14 protein-coding genes are annotated in these 14,679 nt (G+C 62.5%); 8 read left to right on the top strand and 6 right to left on the bottom strand.

Going from position 1 to position 14,679, the window contains the following annotated elements; translation table 11 throughout:
- Window positions 1-59: 59 nt before the first annotated feature.
- The 6 genes from sufC to G405_RS0101110 all read left to right on the top strand — a co-directional run bounded on the left by sufC (window position 60) and on the right by G405_RS0101110 (window position 4,675).
- Window positions 60-824 carry a Fe-S cluster assembly ATPase SufC gene (gene sufC / locus G405_RS0101135; protein ID WP_022699655.1) on the top strand — a complete coding sequence of 255 codons (765 nt, stop codon included), beginning with the start codon at window positions 60-62 and terminating at the stop codon, window positions 822-824.
- On the top strand, window positions 824-1,921 hold the full coding sequence (sufD, locus tag G405_RS0101130; protein WP_022699654.1) for a Fe-S cluster assembly protein SufD: 1,098 nt from the start codon (window positions 824-826) through the stop codon (window positions 1,919-1,921). Before sufC ends, sufD begins: the two co-directional genes overlap by 1 nt.
- Entirely contained in the window at window positions 1,921-3,162 is a 1,242-nt protein-coding gene (locus tag G405_RS0101125) for a cysteine desulfurase (RefSeq protein ID WP_022699653.1), read from the top strand. Before sufD ends, G405_RS0101125 begins: the two co-directional genes overlap by 1 nt.
- Before the next feature lie 74 nt (window positions 3,163-3,236).
- Window positions 3,237-3,623, top strand: coding sequence for an SUF system Fe-S cluster assembly protein (locus G405_RS0101120; protein WP_407667926.1), 387 nt, complete (start codon window positions 3,237-3,239; stop codon window positions 3,621-3,623).
- Between the two features lie 10 nt (window positions 3,624-3,633).
- Complete coding sequence (locus G405_RS0101115; RefSeq protein ID WP_022699651.1) at window positions 3,634-3,993, top strand: HesB/IscA family protein; 360 nt, start codon at window positions 3,634-3,636, stop codon at window positions 3,991-3,993.
- 76 nt (window positions 3,994-4,069) lie between these two features.
- Window positions 4,070-4,675, top strand: coding sequence for a glutathione S-transferase (locus G405_RS0101110; protein ID WP_022699650.1), 606 nt, complete (start codon window positions 4,070-4,072; stop codon window positions 4,673-4,675).
- A gap of 74 nt (window positions 4,676-4,749) precedes the next feature.
- On the opposite strand, the gene G405_RS0101105 is transcribed toward G405_RS0101110, so the two are convergent.
- The 4 genes from G405_RS0101105 to G405_RS0101090 all read right to left on the bottom strand — a co-directional run bounded on the left by G405_RS0101105 (window position 4,750) and on the right by G405_RS0101090 (window position 10,283).
- Window positions 4,750-5,811 (bottom strand): GGDEF domain-containing protein, encoded by a 1,062-nt coding sequence (locus G405_RS0101105; protein ID WP_022699649.1) that lies wholly within the window; start codon window positions 5,809-5,811, stop codon window positions 4,750-4,752.
- Window positions 5,812-5,906: 95 nt separating this feature from the next.
- Window positions 5,907-7,412: a DEAD/DEAH box helicase gene (locus tag G405_RS0101100; protein ID WP_022699648.1), complete on the bottom strand. Its 1,506-nt coding sequence runs from the start codon at window positions 7,410-7,412 to the stop codon at window positions 5,907-5,909.
- Between the two features lie 172 nt (window positions 7,413-7,584).
- A complete protein-coding gene (locus G405_RS0101095; protein WP_028284450.1) occupies window positions 7,585-8,856 on the bottom strand; it encodes an amidohydrolase family protein in 1,272 nt (423 codons plus the stop codon).
- On the bottom strand, window positions 8,856-10,283 hold the full coding sequence (locus G405_RS0101090) for an amidohydrolase (protein ID WP_022699646.1): 1,428 nt from the start codon (window positions 10,281-10,283) through the stop codon (window positions 8,856-8,858). Before G405_RS0101090 ends, G405_RS0101095 begins: the two co-directional genes overlap by 1 nt.
- 207 nt (window positions 10,284-10,490) lie before the next feature.
- Between G405_RS0101090 and G405_RS0101085 the strand changes: the two genes are divergently transcribed.
- Window positions 10,491-11,327 carry a penicillin-binding transpeptidase domain-containing protein gene (locus tag G405_RS0101085; protein ID WP_022699645.1) on the top strand — a complete coding sequence of 279 codons (837 nt, stop codon included), beginning with the start codon at window positions 10,491-10,493 and terminating at the stop codon, window positions 11,325-11,327.
- Between the two features lie 30 nt (window positions 11,328-11,357).
- Here the strand turns inward: G405_RS0101085 and parE are convergent, their stop codons facing one another.
- The gene (parE, locus tag G405_RS0101080) at window positions 11,358-13,517 is read right to left on the bottom strand and encodes a DNA topoisomerase IV subunit B (protein ID WP_022699644.1); all 2,160 of its coding nucleotides are present in this window, start codon (window positions 13,515-13,517) and stop codon (window positions 11,358-11,360) included.
- Between the two features lie 86 nt (window positions 13,518-13,603).
- Between parE and G405_RS0101075 the strand changes: the two genes are divergently transcribed.
- Window positions 13,604-14,008: an ACT domain-containing protein gene (locus G405_RS0101075; RefSeq protein ID WP_022699643.1), complete on the top strand. Its 405-nt coding sequence runs from the start codon at window positions 13,604-13,606 to the stop codon at window positions 14,006-14,008.
- Here the strand turns inward: G405_RS0101075 and G405_RS0101070 are convergent.
- Window positions 14,005-14,613 carry a transglycosylase SLT domain-containing protein gene (locus G405_RS0101070; RefSeq protein ID WP_028284448.1) on the bottom strand — a complete coding sequence of 203 codons (609 nt, stop codon included), beginning with the start codon at window positions 14,611-14,613 and terminating at the stop codon, window positions 14,005-14,007. The genes G405_RS0101075 and G405_RS0101070 overlap by 4 nt on opposite strands.
- Between the last annotated feature and the right edge of the window lie 66 nt (window positions 14,614-14,679).

Below are 14,679 nucleotides of genomic sequence, written 5' to 3'. Positions count from 1 at the left end.
AATAAGGGTTCGAGCCGGCCTCCCTCTCATGCGCCGGCGCGACGACAAGGAAGACGACCATGTTGGTGATTGACGATCTCAAAGCGCGTGTGGATGCGGAAGACGGCGACGGCCGTGAAATTCTCAAGGGCGTCAGCCTGAAAGTCCCGGCGGGCGAGGTGCACGCCATCATGGGCCCCAATGGCTGCGGCAAGTCCACTCTGTCCTACGTGCTGTCGGGCCGTGACGGGTATGAGATCACCGGCGGCTCGATGAGCTTTGACGGTCAGGACCTTGCAGAGATGGCCCCGGAAGAGCGCGCCGCAGCGGGCGTGTTCCTGTCCTTCCAGTATCCGGTCGAAATTCCCGGCGTGCCGACGCTGACTTTCGTGAAGGAAGCGCTGAACGCGCAAAAACGTCTGCGCGGCGAGGATGAAGTGCCGGCGCCGGCTTTCATGAAGCTGGCGCGCGAAGCCGCCGCTCAGCTGAGCATCAATAATGACATGCTCAAGCGCCCGGTGAATGTGGGCTTTTCGGGCGGCGAGAAGAAGCGCATGGAGATTTTCCAGGCGCTGATGCTGCAGCCGAAATTCCTGATCCTCGACGAGACGGATTCCGGCCTCGACATCGACGCGCTGAAAGTCGTCGCTGACGGCGTGAACGCTCTGCGCAATGAAGAGCGCGGCATGCTGGTGATCACCCACTATCAGCGTCTTCTCGATTACCTCAAACCGGACGTGGTGCATGTGATGGCGGCGGGCCGGATCCAGGAGACCGGCGGCCCGGAGCTGGCGCACAAGCTCGAAAAAGAAGGCTATGACAAATACGCAGGCGAGGCGGCGTAATGGGTGCGGCTGTCAAACTGACTGATATGGAGACGGCGCTGATTGGTCAGCTGCCCGAGGACGCGCCCTTGCGCGCTCTCCTCTCCGAACAGGGCCTGCCCAATCGCCGCGTGGAAGAGTGGAAATGGACCGATCTGCGCACGGTGGTGGGCAAACTGCCCGCCGAGCCGGGCGTTCTGACCTTCACCATCTCGCGCGAGCCTGACGCCTGGGCCGAGCAGGACGAAGAGCCGGGCCTCCTTATGCCTCGCCTCGCTTCAGCGTTAGGCGAGGACATTCAGGTCTACACGCTGGAAGACGGCGAACGGCTGGAGCTGGGCGTCGAAGCCACCAAGGGTTTCGCTCACCAACAGGTTCTGGTGCTTGTGCCAGAAGGCGTGAAGGCGGAGCTGATTGAAAGCTACGCCGTGGAGGCGGACGGGTTTGCGAACCTGACGCTTGTGATCGTGGTGATGCCCGGCGCGGAGCTGGAGCGGATCATCGAGCAGGACGCCTCGCCGGACGGGGCGCTTGTGGTCACCAGCCTGATCGATCTGGCGCCGGGCGCGACGTTGAACCAGACGACGTTGGGGTTTGGCGCCAAGCTGGCGCGTCTTGAAACCCATGTGAATCATGCTGGCGAGGGCGCAGAGCTGCAACTGAACGGCGCTTATGTGCTGGGCGAGGGGATGCATCTCGATCAGACGTCAGTCGTGCGCCATGTGGGCCCGAACGGCGCGACCTCAGAGCTGTTCAAGGGCGCGGCCGCCAAGGGCGGCAAGGGCGTGTTCCAGGGCAAGATCCATGTGGAGCAGGCGGCGCAGAAGACTGACGCCCAAATGCAGCATCGGGGGCTCTTGCTGGACGCCAAGGCCGAGATCGACGCCAAGCCCGAGCTTGAAATCTATGCTGACGACGTGGTCTGCGCCCATGGCAACGCCTTTGGCGCCCTGGACGAGGACGCGTTGTTCTACATGCGCCAGCGCGGCCTGCCGGACGTGAAAGCCCGCGCGCTTCTGACGCAAAGCTTTCTGGCGGAACCGATCGAACGCATCCGTGATGACGATGACCGCGAGCGCCTGATGACGCGCTTGATGGCGGCTCTGGAGGCGCTCTGATGTCAGCTGAACGCAAACCTGTGAGCGGTCTGGACGTGGCGCATGTGCGCGCTCAGTTCCCGATCCTCAGCCGCGAGGTGAACGGCAAGCCGCTGGTCTATCTCGACAGCGCCGCGTCCGCACAGAAGCCCGAGGCGGTGATCGAGGCCGTTGCGGATGTGTGGCGTCATTCCTACGCCAACGTCCATCGCGGCCTTCATACGCTGGCCAATGAGGCGACCGAAGCCTTTGAAGCGAGCCGGGGCAAGATGGCGCGTTTTCTGGGCGCGGATCATGCCGACCAGATCGTCTTCACGCGCGGCGCCACTGAAGCGATTAATCTGGTCGCGGACAGTTTTGGCGCGACGCTGGGCGAGGGTGACGAGATCATCCTCAGCCAGATGGAGCACCATTCCAACATCGTCCCCTGGCATTTCTTGCGTGAACGCAAGGGCGTGGTGCTCAAATGGGCGCCGGTGACCGATGACGGCGCGCTGGATATGGACGCGTTCGATGCGCTTGTGACCGAGCGCACCAAGCTGGTCGCCATCACCCATATGTCCAATGTGATGGGCACCATTTCGCCCATCGAGGCGATTGTGAGCAAAGCCCATGCCGTCGGAGCCGCCGTGCTGGTGGACGGCTCTCAGGGCGCGGTTCACATGCCGGTCGACGTCAAGGCGCTCGGGTGTGACTTCTACGTGGTGACCGGCCACAAGCTCTATGGCCCCAACGGCGCCGGCGCGCTTTATGCGGCGGGCGACTGGCTGGACCGGTTGCGCCCCTATCAGGGCGGCGGTGAAATGATCGCTGAAGTGCGCGAAGACGGCGTGGTCTACGCCGACGTGCCGCACAAGTTTGAAGCCGGCACGCCGGTGATCGCTGAGGTCATCGGTCTGGGCGCGGCGCTGGACTGGATGTGCGGCCTCGACCGGATCGCGCTGATGGAGCATGAGCGTCAGCTGATGGACCGGTTCGAAGCGGGGCTCGCCGAGTTTGAGGGCGCGACCATTTACGGCCGCACTCAAGACAAGGGCGCCATCACCTCGTTCGGTCTTGAGGGCGCGCATCCGCATGACCTGGCGCAACTCATGGACAAGTATGGCGTTGCGGTGCGTGCGGGCCATCATTGCGCCCACCCGCTGATGCAACGCTTTGGCGTCCCGGGCACGCTGCGCGCCAGCTTCGCCGCCTACAACACCGAAGCTGATGTGGATGCGGCGCTTGAGGCGTTGCGAAAAGCCAAGAGCTTTCTCATCTAGAGAGTATGACGAGCATGGATACTGACAACAAAAGCTCTGAGCGCGACATGATGGATCTGGGCGCCGCCCCGTCCATGACCCTGGATGCGCCGACTTCGGCTGATGCGAAACCGGCGCATGATGCTGCGGCGGAGTCCGAGATTCCGCAAGAAGAGATCGAGCGCATCACCCATGACGTGATCGAGGCGTTGAAAACGGTGTTTGACCCGGAAATCCCGGTCGACATTTACGAACTGGGGTTGATCTATCAGGTTGATCTGGAGCCTGATCACAGTCTGAAGGTCGAGATGACGCTGACGGCGCCGGGCTGCCCGGTCGCCGGTGAAATGCCGGGCTGGGTGCGCGATGCGTGTGAAACGGTCAAAGGCGTGGAACGGGCCGATGTCACCCTGACGTTTGATCCGCCCTGGACGCCGGATCGCATGTCTGACGAAGCCAAGCTGACGCTGAACATGTTTTAAGGAGCCGATCATGGCCCGACAAAGACTCAAAGCCGTCACCCTGACGGAAGCCGCCGCTGAGCGCGTCAAAAAGCTGATGGCGGACCGTGACGCCGGCTATCTGCGCGTGGGCGTCAAAAATGGCGGCTGCGCCGGCATGGAATATGTCATGGACTATGTCAGCGAGCCTGATCCGCTGGACGAGCGGGTTCAGGATCAGGGCGTGGAGATTGTGGTGGATTCCAAATCCCTGCTCTTCATGCTGGGGGCGCAGATTGATTATGAAATCACGCCTTTGCACGCCAAATTTGTTTTCCGGAACCCCAATGAAACCGATGCCTGTGGTTGTGGGGAGAGTGTGACTCTGGTGCCTGCACAGCTGGCGGATTAAGCCGACGCCTGCATCCTCCACTTGCCTTTCAGCGGGCAGCGCGGCCACATGCCGCTCCCAACAGAGGACTGGCGCTGTGAAACTTTATGTCTCTCCCACTTCGCCCTATGCGCGTAAATGCCGGGCGCTGATCATCGAGAAAAGCCTTGAGCGCAAGATCGAAGTGATTGAATGCGATCCGCGCAGTGATCCTGAAGCGCTCCTCGCCATCAACCCGCTGGGCAAGGTTCCAGCGCTTGACCGTGACGGCGCCCCGGCCTTGATGGACTCTCCTCTGATCTGCGAATTCATCGACAGTATGGACGAAGAGAACTGGATTCCGCGGCGCGGCGAGAGCCGGATTCTGGTCATGCGTCAGCAGGCGCTGGCGGACGGGCTCATCGACCTGACCATCGGTCGCCGGATCGAGATGCAGCGTGACGCCGACAAGCAGTGGGATTTCTGGTCAGAGCGTTGGGAGCGCGGCGTGCGGCGTACTCTGGACGCCTTAAACCAGGACCGTTCCCAATATGAGCGCTCGGTGGATCTGGGCGCCCTGAGCGTCGCCATCGCGCTTCATTATCTGGATCTGAGGTTTGCTGAACTGAACTGGCGTGAGCACTATCCCGAGCTCGCGACGTTTGCGGCGCGTTGGGACCAGCGCGCCAGTTTTGAACAGACCCGCCCGCCGTCTGGCGCCTAGGCGGCCTCCGAAATGAAAACGCCCTCAAGCTTTTCGCTTGAGGGCGTTTTGTCTTCATACGACCGTCAGAGGCATCAGGCGGCGGCGATGCCTTGTCGGTTAGGCAGTTGATCGCCGTCCACAGTGACCCGATTGCGGCCTAGCTGTTTGGATTTGTACAGATTGGCGTCACAGCGCTCGATCAGGCACTCCACCACTTCAGAGGGCCTGAACTGGGAGACGCCCATGGAGATCGTGATATTGCCCAGGTCCTCATTCGTGGACTTGCGCAGCAGGCGTTTGCTCTCAACGACCTGACGGATTTTCTCTGCGATCGCCTTTGCGTCTTCAAGAGACGTGTTGGGCATGACGATGCCGAACTCTTCACCGCCATACCGCGCCACCACATGATGGTCGGACGCATAGCGCGCCAGACAGGCGGAGACGAAGCGGATGATCTGGTCACCGGTCTGGTGGCCCCAGGTATCGTTGAAGCGTTTGAAGTGGTCGATGTCACACAAGACCAGTGAGAAGGGCGACCCGTTCAGATCAGCGTCCCGGCGCGACTTGCGCATGGATTCATCAAAGCGCTTGCGATTGGCGACGCCGGTCAGGGCGTCGGTCATGGCTTCCTCGCGCACTTTTTCGAGATTGCTGCGGAGCTGATTGACTTCCTGACTGGTTTCCTGGAGGCGGCGCTCAAGATCACGTGACCGGCGCTGCATCCGTGCCGTGGCGGCGACCAGGCCTTCCACCATCTGTTTGATTGCGTTGGCGTCTGTGACCTTGTCCAGGCGGCCCGTGGCGCCTGCGAGTTCCGCGCCATAGGCGGCGGTGTCGCGTTCAGCAGCCTGCAGGGTTTGAACGACAGAGCCCAGCTCGCGGCTCATGGCCCCACCTGCATCCAGAACCGCGCTCTGGATGCGTTTGAAGCTGAAATGCGTGTCGTAAAGATCTTCGAGAAGCTCAGAGGACAAGGGCTCGTCCCGATCAATATGTCTTTGAATGACCGAGCATAAATCAGGAATGGTGTCAGACACGTATGCCGTGAAGACCGCATAGTTATGAGGCGTGGGAACAAGTCCGAGACTCGCCATCAAATCCAGCGCTTTGCGCCCGATTTCGATCCCTTCAGCAGCGTGTAAACGACCGTTCAAAGCATACCCCTGACCTTGGACCGCTATTCTGCGGTTCTTGGCAGGAAGTATGCCCTCCGAATCAAAAGATCGGGTAAACGCCGGCCATTTTTTGCCTACGGAAACGCGGGCCGAAGCAAAAATTCGGGCACATGGTCGCCAAATCCAACCGGCGACGTATCGCGCTCATGGCGATCGTGACGCGACGGCCTGTCCTGACGCGAGCCGCGTTGTGAGCGCGAGGAGCGCTCTCTGGGTGCAGCACGCTCAGAGGATTTAGGCTCTTCATGGTCACGGGCTTCCACAGGGGCCTCAGCCATCGCTGGTGCGTCTTCTGAAGCCGCCAGATCAGGGGCCTCAGAGGCGTCCGCCTGGACCTTGCTGGCCTCCGGTTTGTTGCGCGAGCGCGACCGGCGACGAGACTTTGGTTTTTCCTCGGAGGAGCCGGTCTGAGCCGGTTCAGGCGCGGGTTCAGCTGCAGGCGCACCGGTTGCAGACCCGTCGAGCTTGAGCTCTTCAGGTTCCTTGCCGATCAGCTTGACGACCTTGGCGAGGGCCTTGGCGTCTTCAGCGGAGACCAGCGTCACCGCTTCGCCCTTCAGACCCGCGCGACCTGTCCGGCCAATGCGGTGGACGTAATCGTCGGCGTTCCGCGGAATGTCCACGTTGAACACATGACTCACGGCGGGAATGTCGAGACCGCGCGCGGCCACGTCAGAGGCGACCAGCAGGCGCAATTCGCCAGACTTGAAGTCCGCCAGGGTTTTGGTGCGCTGGCTCTGATCAAGGTCGCCATGGATCGGGGCTGCGGAAAAGCCGTGACGCTGCAGCGAGCGAGCGACCACATCCACATCGCGCTTGCGATTGCAGAAGATGATGCCGTTTTTCACGCCGTCGCGATTGATGGCGTTGCGTAGGGCTTCACGCTTGGTGCGCGCCTGGTTGTCGGACACGCGCAGAATGTACTGGGTGATCAGCTCTGCGGTTTGCGCCGGACGCGCCACTTCGACCCGCACGGGATCGTTGAGGAAGTTGTCGACCAGATGCTTGATCTCTCCCGGCATGGTGGCCGAGAAGAACAGCGTCTGACGCCGCGGCGGCAACAGTTTCAGGATGCGTTCGATATCGGGAATGAAGCCCATATCCAGCATGCGGTCGGCTTCGTCGATGACGAGGATTTCGACGCCGGTCAGCAACAGGCCGCCGCGTTCAAAATGGTCCAGCAGCCGCCCCGGCGTGGCGATCAGGATGTCCGCGCCCTGATCGAGAATGCGCTTTTGCGGCTCAAAGGAGACGCCGCCGATCAGGAGCGCCATGTTGAGCTTGTGGTTCTTGGCGTAGAGCTTGACGTTATCAGCCACCTGCGCCGCCAGCTCGCGGGTCGGCGCCAGCACCAGAGAGCGCGGCATGCGGGCGCGGGCGCGGCCGCGCGACAAGCGCTCGATCATGGGCAGGGTGAAGGATGCGGTCTTGCCGGTGCCGGTCTGGGCGATGCCCAGCACGTCCCGTCCGGTCAGCGCAACCGGAATGGCGCCCTCCTGGATCGGGGTGGGCTTTTCGTAACCAGCGTCAGCAATAGCTGAAAGGAGTGCGGGGCTCAGCCCGAGGTCTTCAAACGTCATGCGCCTCTGAAGTCGCTAAATCGGCCAAGATCGGGGTCGATCTCGTCATACCGGCGCCGACTTTTCCGGCGCATCTGCGTGGCGCGAACATAAAAGGCCGGCGCGCGCTGTCAACGCGGCCGGCCCTTTTCTGTGACTAAATCGCCCTAGTGTGGCGTTTTAGGGACGCGATTTAGTGCTCATAGGCGTAGGCATGATCGTCAGTCACCTGGGCGTAACGGTCCCGCAGACGCGTTTGCCGGGTCTCAAGGCTCTGCGTTTCGCCATTGATGAACACGTGAGTCGGCGCGCTCATCACTTCGAGCGGATCGCCGTCCCAGACCACTACGTCCGCGACATATCCCGTCGCTAGCGCGCCATACTGGTCGCCGACGCCGTAGATTTCAGCCGGCGTCAGGGTGATCGCCAGGAAGGCGTCATCCCAATCCGCCCCGTGCGCGACGGCGATGCCGGCGTGCTGGGCCAGAAGGCGCGGGTTGAAGTACAGGTCAGAGCCGACCGTGGTGTAGGCCAGCTGGACGCCTGCGGCATGCATGATCGCCGCGCCTTCATTGGTGGAGGCGAGGGTGTCAAAGCTGTCGGGCAGGTTGCGCATCGGGTCATAGATGACCGGGATGTCCGCCGCCGCCAGCTCGTCGGCCACCAGATGCGCTTCCGCGCCGCCGGCGATGATGATGCTGATGGCAGGATATTGCGCGGCGAAGGCGATGGCGCGACGGATATCCGCTGCCCGGTCCATGATCATCACCAGCGGAATTTCCCCACGCACAGCGCCGACGAGCGCTGCGGCGTCATAGCGGTCAATGGCGTCGCCTTCATGGTGAGACATGAAGCGTCCCGGGTAGAAGCGGGCGTCCTCGATGGCGGCGCGCAGGAAGGCCCAGGCCGCCGTGCGAGAGCCGCCAGCCGTGCGGGCGCCGGACTGGGACATGTCCACCAGCATGAACTGGCGCGTGGCGAACAGGCTGTCCGGCTCGCCGCTGGCGTCCGCCAGTGCGCCGCGACCGGCCAGGATGGCCGAACCCGTATTGGGGTGCACCGCAAACCGGGTCAGGCCCTCAATCCTGGCGGAATCGATATGCGTGCCGGACGGGTTGAAGCCGTCGGCCACATCGATGGCCGCAGTGAAGCTGGACTCGTCCGCCGCATCATCATGGGTGGAAGGCTCTGCGCCCACCTCGATCAGACCCAGCTGGGTGTGCGGGTGGAACAGGCCCGGCGTGATCCAGCCGCCCTGGGCGTCGATGACCTCGGCCCCATCAGGAATGGAGACGCTGGAGCCAACGTCGACGATAGCGCCGTCACGGATGACCACGCCGCCGTTCTCGATGACGCCGGTCGCCGTGTTGGTCACCACGCGGCCATTGTTGACGACGATGGTCTGAGCGCTGGCGGGCGCCATGACGGCGGCGGCCAGCATTAGGGATGTCAGGAGCTTTTTCATTAATAGTCTCCTTCACCGGGTTGACCCAGCATGAAGTCGCGGATGGTGCGGCGGTCCGGATCAGCGCGATCAAACATGAGGGCGCCGTCGATATAGACGTTGTCCGCCAGCGCGTAGCTGGAGAAGGGATGACCCGACCACAGCACGATGTCGGCGCGTTTGCCTTCCTCGATGGAGCCGGTCTCTTCAAAAATGCCAAGCGCACGGGCCGGCGCAGAGGTGAACCAGCTCACCGCGTCCGCATCGGAGATGTCCAGACCCATCCGGCGTCCGTCTGAGAGCGCCTTGGCCACTTCGTGATTGAGGCGCTGAATGCCCAGATCACTATCGGAGTGGATCATCGCGCATGCGCCGCCCGCATGAGTGAGCGGAAGGTTCTCGCGAATGGAGTCATAGGCTTCCATCTTGAAGCCGCCCCAGTCGGCCCATACCGCCGCACAGGTGTTGTGCTCGGCCAGGACGTCCGGGATTTTGTAGGCTTCGACGGCGTGGTGGAAGGTGGTGACCTGATAGCCGAACTCATCGGCCATATCGAGGATCTGCACCATCTCGTCCGCGCGATAGCAGTGCATCTGCACCAGGATCTCGCCGTCGAGCACGCCCATCAGCGTGTCCAGCTCCAGATTGCGCGTGGGAGGATTGGCGTCCTCGCCGTTTTCAGCCGCTTCCCAGTATTCGTTCCAGGAGCGGCGATACTCAGCGGCGCGCTGCCAGGCTTCACGATATCCGGCCACATTGCCCATGCGCGATCCCGGCGCCTGGCCGCGATTGCCGTAAACGCGCTTGGGATTTTCACCGCACGCCATTTTCAGCGTGTAGGGCGCGTCGGGGAATTTCATGCCCTGCACCGAACGTGACGGCACATTGCGCAAAGTGACGCCGCGTCCGCCAAACAGGTTCGCGGAGCCTGGCAGGACGTGCAGCGTGGTCACGCCCGCCGCCAGCGCGGTGTCAAAGCCGGGATCTTGCGGCCAGACGCCGTGCTCGGCCCAGACTTCTGCGGTGACGGGGCTGGTGACTTCATTGCCGTCGGAGTGCGCGTTCACGGCCGGTGAAGGATACACGCCCAGATGCGAGTGAATGTCCACCACGCCTGGCGTGATATAGCGGCCGTCCGCGTCGATCACGCTCGCGCCTTCAGGCGCCTGCAATCCCTGGCCGATGGCGGCGATACGACCGTTCTCGATCAGAATGTCGGTGTTTTCCAGCTCGCCGCCGACGCCGTCAAACACGGTCGCGCCGGTGATCAGGGTGACGCCAGACGGAATGGGCTCATATGTGCTCGGAAACGGATTGGTCTCATAGCGGACGACATCGACATCGCCGCTGGATCCTGAACTGGATCCGGTTTCTGACGAGCACGCGGCGAGGCCGAATACGGACAGAGCCGCAATCGACGCGCCAAGCGCTTTGAGTGTTCTGTGCACAGAAGTCTCCCCTTATTGTCGCGTCATTTGCGAGACGCGGATCGCGAAGGTCGCAGACTGGCTTATTTCCAAGGGGTGAGGGAAGGGGTTACTTGATAACGTTTGGCGGCAGCGGAGGCGCATTCTCCTTGTGAAAGCGCCAGTTTGGCCCTGTCTTCGCCTTGATGCCCCCTTATCCGGGATGGAAATGAGCAAGAGGATACACCGATGACGTCACTCCTATGCCGCCTGGGCGTGCTCATCGCGCTTGGCTTCAGCGGACCTGCGTTGGCGCAGTCTGCAGTCGAACTGGACCGATCGCCCCATGCTGAGCAGATCGGCGATCGACAGGTCAGCTTCATGGCGCGCGATCTCGAAACCGGAACGAATTATGTGCTGGAGGGGAGTTCGGTCGATGCGCGCCGCACGCCCTGGTCGACATTCAAGATCCCTAATCTGATCATCGCTCTGGAGACCGGCGCGGCCGAGAGCCTTCAAACGGATTTGCCCTGGGATCCAGCGCGCCGTCCTGCATCCGGCTATTGGCCGCAGGACTGGCGACAGGACCAGACGCTTCAGACTGCGTTTCAGCGCTCCGCCGCCTGGGCCTTTCGGGATCTGGCCGCAGAGGTCGGGAGCGACGTCTATCGTGATAGGCTTTCGGCCTGGGCTTATGGCGATGCTGAAGTCGCGGAGGGCTCGGACCTGTTCTGGCTGGATCATACGCTAGAGATTTCACCACGCGAGCAGGTCGACTTTCTCGACCGCCTTTTGAGCCGTGAGTTGGGCGTTAGCGAGATCAGCTTTCAGGCGCTCGATGACGTTTCTCTTTCGGGTGACCGTCCGGACGGTGCGCTGCACGGCAAGACAGGTTCAGGCCCTGTTGAGCTGGGTGACATGAATGGCCGGTTTGAAGGCTGGTATGTGGGCTATCTGGTCCGCGAAGATCGCGCGCCCATTGTTTTCGCCCTGCATGCAGAAGCATCGAGCTTCAGCGGCATTCGCACCTTCCGGCGCGAAATGGCCGAGCGTCTGCTCAGCGAAGTGACGGCGCAGATCGAATAAGCTGGATGGATGGCGTGCGGGCGTCTGGGATCAGACGTCCACATCCTCCACGAACGGCGCGTGGTCCTGAATGAACTGGAAGCGCAGTTCCGGCTTCTTGCCCATCAAGGTCTCCACCAGAGCGTCCGCGCTTTCGCGCATCTCCGGCGTCACCACCACACGGGCCAGCGAGCGGCTTTCGCGCAACATGGTGGTGGATTTGAGCTGGGGCGGCGTCATCTCGCCCAGACCTTTAAAGCGGCCCACCTCGACCTTGCCCTTCTTGAAGGCGGTCTCGAGCAGATGATCTTTTTCCGCGTCGTCTTGGGCATAGAGCGTCTTGCCGCCCTGGGTCAGGCGATAGAGCGGCGGCTGGGCCATGAACAGGCGGCCTGATTCAATGAGACCGGGCAGGAATTTATAGAAGAAGGTCGCGAGCAGGGCCGCGATATGAGCGCCGTCCACGTCGGCGTCACACATGATGATCACACGCTCATAGCGCAGATCCTCAAGATCAAACTTCTTGCCCGGTTGCACGCCCAGAGCCAGCAGCAGGTCCGAGATTTCCTGGTTCGCCGCGATCTTGTCGGCCGTGGCGGAAGCCACGTTCAGGATCTTGCCGCGCAGGGGCAGGATGGCTTGTGTTTTCCGGTCGCGCGCCTGCTTGGCGGACCCGCCTGCGGAATCGCCCTCCACCAGGAACAGCTCGGCGCCCTCGGCGGAGTTCTGCGAACAGTCCGCCAGCTTGCCAGGCAGGCGCAGCTTGCGCGTCGCAGACTGGCGTTTGACTTCTTTTTCGCGTTTGCGCTTGAGACGGTCCTCGGCGCGTTCCACCGCCCACTCCACCAACCGGGCGGCATCCTTGGGGCGGCCGGCGAGCCAGTGATCGAACTGGTCGCGAATGGCCTGCTCCACCAGACGCCCGGCCTCGGCGGTGGACAGGCGGTCCTTGGTTTGGCCCTGGAACTCGGGATCCTTGATAAAGACTGACACCAGGATGCCCGCGCCGCCCATCACGTCATCGGCGGTGATCTGGGCGGCTTTTTTTACATTGGCCAGTTCGCCATAGGCGCGCAGCCCCTTGGACAGCGCGGCGCGCAAGCCCTGTTCGTGGGTGCCGCCCATGGGGGTGGGAACCGTGTTGCAATAGCTCTGGCAGAAGCTGTCATCGGGGCCGAAGCCGTTTTCGGAGAAGGCGACCGCCCATTCCACGGCGCCCATGCGGCCGTCACGCTCCACACGTCCTGAGAACTGCTCGGTGACGAGCGAGGAATTGGGCGTCAGCTCGGTCAGTCGGTCGGCCAGCCCGCCGGGGAAGGCGAGGGTGGTTTCGGCCGGAATGTCGGTGCCTTCGACCAGAGTTTCAGGGCATTTCCAGCGAATCTGGACGCCACGACGCAGGAAGGCCTTGGCGCGCGCCATGTTGAAAATGCGCGGCGCTTTCAGGACCGCACGCGGGCCGAAAATCTCAGCATCGGGTTTGAACCGGACTGTGGTGCCACGGCGATTGGGCGCGGCGCCCACTTTCTCCACCGGACCTTGCGGCAGCCCGCGCACATAGGTCTGACGCCAGAGCGTCTTGTCGCGCGCAACCTCCACCTCGACCAGTTCGGACAGGGCGTTCACGACAGAAATGCCGACGCCGTGCAGGCCGCCGGCGGTCTGGTACGCCTTGTCAGAGAATTTGCCGCCGGCATGGAGGGTGGTCATCACCACTTCCAGCGCGGACTTGTCGGGGAATTTCGGGTGCGGATCGACTGGAATGCCGCGGCCATTATCGCTGACGGAGACAAAACCGTCCTCATCCATGATGACTTCGATACGGTCGGCGTGACCGGCCACCGCTTCGTCCATGGAGTTGTCGAGGATTTCCGCGAACAGGTGATGGAGCGCGCGCTCGTCTGTGCCGCCGATATACATGCCCGGGCGCTTGCGAACCGGCTCCAATCCTTCCAGCACCTCGATCGAGGATGCGTCATAACCCTTGTTCTCAGCGGATGCCGCAGGCGGCGGGCTGGCGGGTTTGGGGGCAGGCTTGGGCGCGGGTTTCGGCGCTGCCGGTGCGGGCTCTGGCGTGGGCGTGGAAGCCTCTGCAGCCGGCCCTGACTTGGGCGCAGGCTCAGGCGGCGTCACACGTGGCGCGGACGGTGTAGCGGGCCCTTTGGGCGCCGGTGGAGCGGAAAACAGATCGTCTTGCGAATCATCAGCCATCACATCGTAATCTGCCCTAGCGTCGGCCCAGGGTGTAGAGGGAGGACGCAGCCCGTGCCGCAATGCCATGTGGAAAGTTGATCGTTATGCAGCCTATCACCGATCTCGACATCTTGTTGCGTCAATTGAGCCCGGCGCTCGACCCTGAGCGTTATGCCTACGCTGCGACGCGACGTTCACAGGCGCTGGACGCGCTCTCGCCGATCGCAGTCTTTGAAGAGGCGGAAGGACTGTCCGTCATCGCCCCGCTCTCACGGCTCGAAGACCAAGGGATTGAACCCGTCTTCATTTGTCGCCGCATCACGCTTGAGGTGAACTCGGCGCTGGAGGCTGTGGGATTGACGGCGGCGGTCAGCCAGGCGCTGGCGGGTGCGGGGGTCAGCGCGAACATCGTCGCTGCGCTTCACCATGACCATGTGTTCGTTCCAGAGGACAAGGCAGGCGACGCCCTGAGCGTTCTGAAACAGCTCTCAGACCGTAACGGAGCCTAGAAGAACGGGATCAGTCCGCGCCCGAGCCGTCGTTCGCAGCGGCTGATCTGGGCGTCATAGCGTTCCGCATCGGTCCGGACGGTGCGGGCGGCGCGCAGGAGCCAATCCTTGTTGCGATAGGTGCGGCGGTTATACCCGCCATGCCCCTCATGATAGGCGAGATAGAGCGAATACGGGTCATTCAGAGAAATGCCGGACAGGCGTTGGGATTTGTTGGCGTACCAGCCGATGAAATCCACCGCATCGCCAAAATCGTTCCGGTCCGCACCGCGCCGTCCTGTGTCTTCGCGATACCAGTCCCAGGTTCCATCCAGAGCCTGGGCGTAGCCAAATGCCGAGGACGGGCGCGCGCCTGGAATAACGCCCAGCAGTCGCCGACGCGCCGGACGCGCATTGCGGTTAAAACTCGATTCCTTTTTCAGGAACGCCAGTTGGGTGCCTGGAGAGACGCCCCATCGCCGCTCGGTGCGCTGCAGGTCGCGCCACCAGCTGCGATTGTCCTGAAGGATCAGGCAGGCGTCCTGGACCTGGTCAGGCGGCCCTGACGCGCACCCAGACAGCAGAACGAGGCTAAGAACGCCTATGATGACTGACCTGAAAACCATGCTGTCAGTCTCGCCGAACACGGTTAACCGGCGATGAAACGCAGCCGCAGCTTCAGTGAGGAGCTC

The organism is Oceanicaulis alexandrii DSM 11625 (genome assembly GCF_000420265.1).
Classification (GTDB): Bacteria; Pseudomonadota; Alphaproteobacteria; order Caulobacterales; family Maricaulaceae; genus Oceanicaulis; species Oceanicaulis alexandrii.
The sequence above is the reverse complement of the archived record's forward strand: the minus strand, read 5'-3'. Positions and strand labels throughout refer to the sequence as shown.

Excerpts from the sequence above, each read along its gene's own strand:
- sufC (WP_022699655.1), top strand. The coding sequence starts at position 60 with ATGTTGGTGATTGACGATCTCAAAGCGCGTGTGGATGCGGAAGACGGC.
- sufD (WP_022699654.1), top strand. The coding sequence starts at position 824 with ATGGGTGCGGCTGTCAAACTGACTGATATGGAGACGGCGCTGATTGGT.
- G405_RS0101125 (WP_022699653.1), top strand. The coding sequence starts at position 1,921 with ATGTCAGCTGAACGCAAACCTGTGAGCGGTCTGGACGTGGCGCATGTG.
- G405_RS0101120 (WP_407667926.1), top strand. The coding sequence starts at position 3,237 with ATGACCCTGGATGCGCCGACTTCGGCTGATGCGAAACCGGCGCATGAT.
- G405_RS0101115 (WP_022699651.1), top strand. The coding sequence starts at position 3,634 with ATGGCCCGACAAAGACTCAAAGCCGTCACCCTGACGGAAGCCGCCGCT.
- G405_RS0101100 (WP_022699648.1), bottom strand. The coding sequence starts at position 7,412 with ATGACGTTTGAAGACCTCGGGCTGAGCCCCGCACTCCTTTCAGCTATT.
- G405_RS0101095 (WP_028284450.1), bottom strand. The coding sequence starts at position 8,856 with ATGAAAAAGCTCCTGACATCCCTAATGCTGGCCGCCGCCGTCATGGCG.
- G405_RS0101085 (WP_022699645.1), top strand. The coding sequence starts at position 10,491 with ATGACGTCACTCCTATGCCGCCTGGGCGTGCTCATCGCGCTTGGCTTC.
- parE (WP_022699644.1), bottom strand. The coding sequence starts at position 13,517 with ATGGCTGATGATTCGCAAGACGATCTGTTTTCCGCTCCACCGGCGCCC.
- G405_RS0101075 (WP_022699643.1), top strand. The coding sequence starts at position 13,604 with ATGCAGCCTATCACCGATCTCGACATCTTGTTGCGTCAATTGAGCCCG.
- G405_RS0101070 (WP_028284448.1), bottom strand. The coding sequence starts at position 14,613 with ATGGTTTTCAGGTCAGTCATCATAGGCGTTCTTAGCCTCGTTCTGCTG.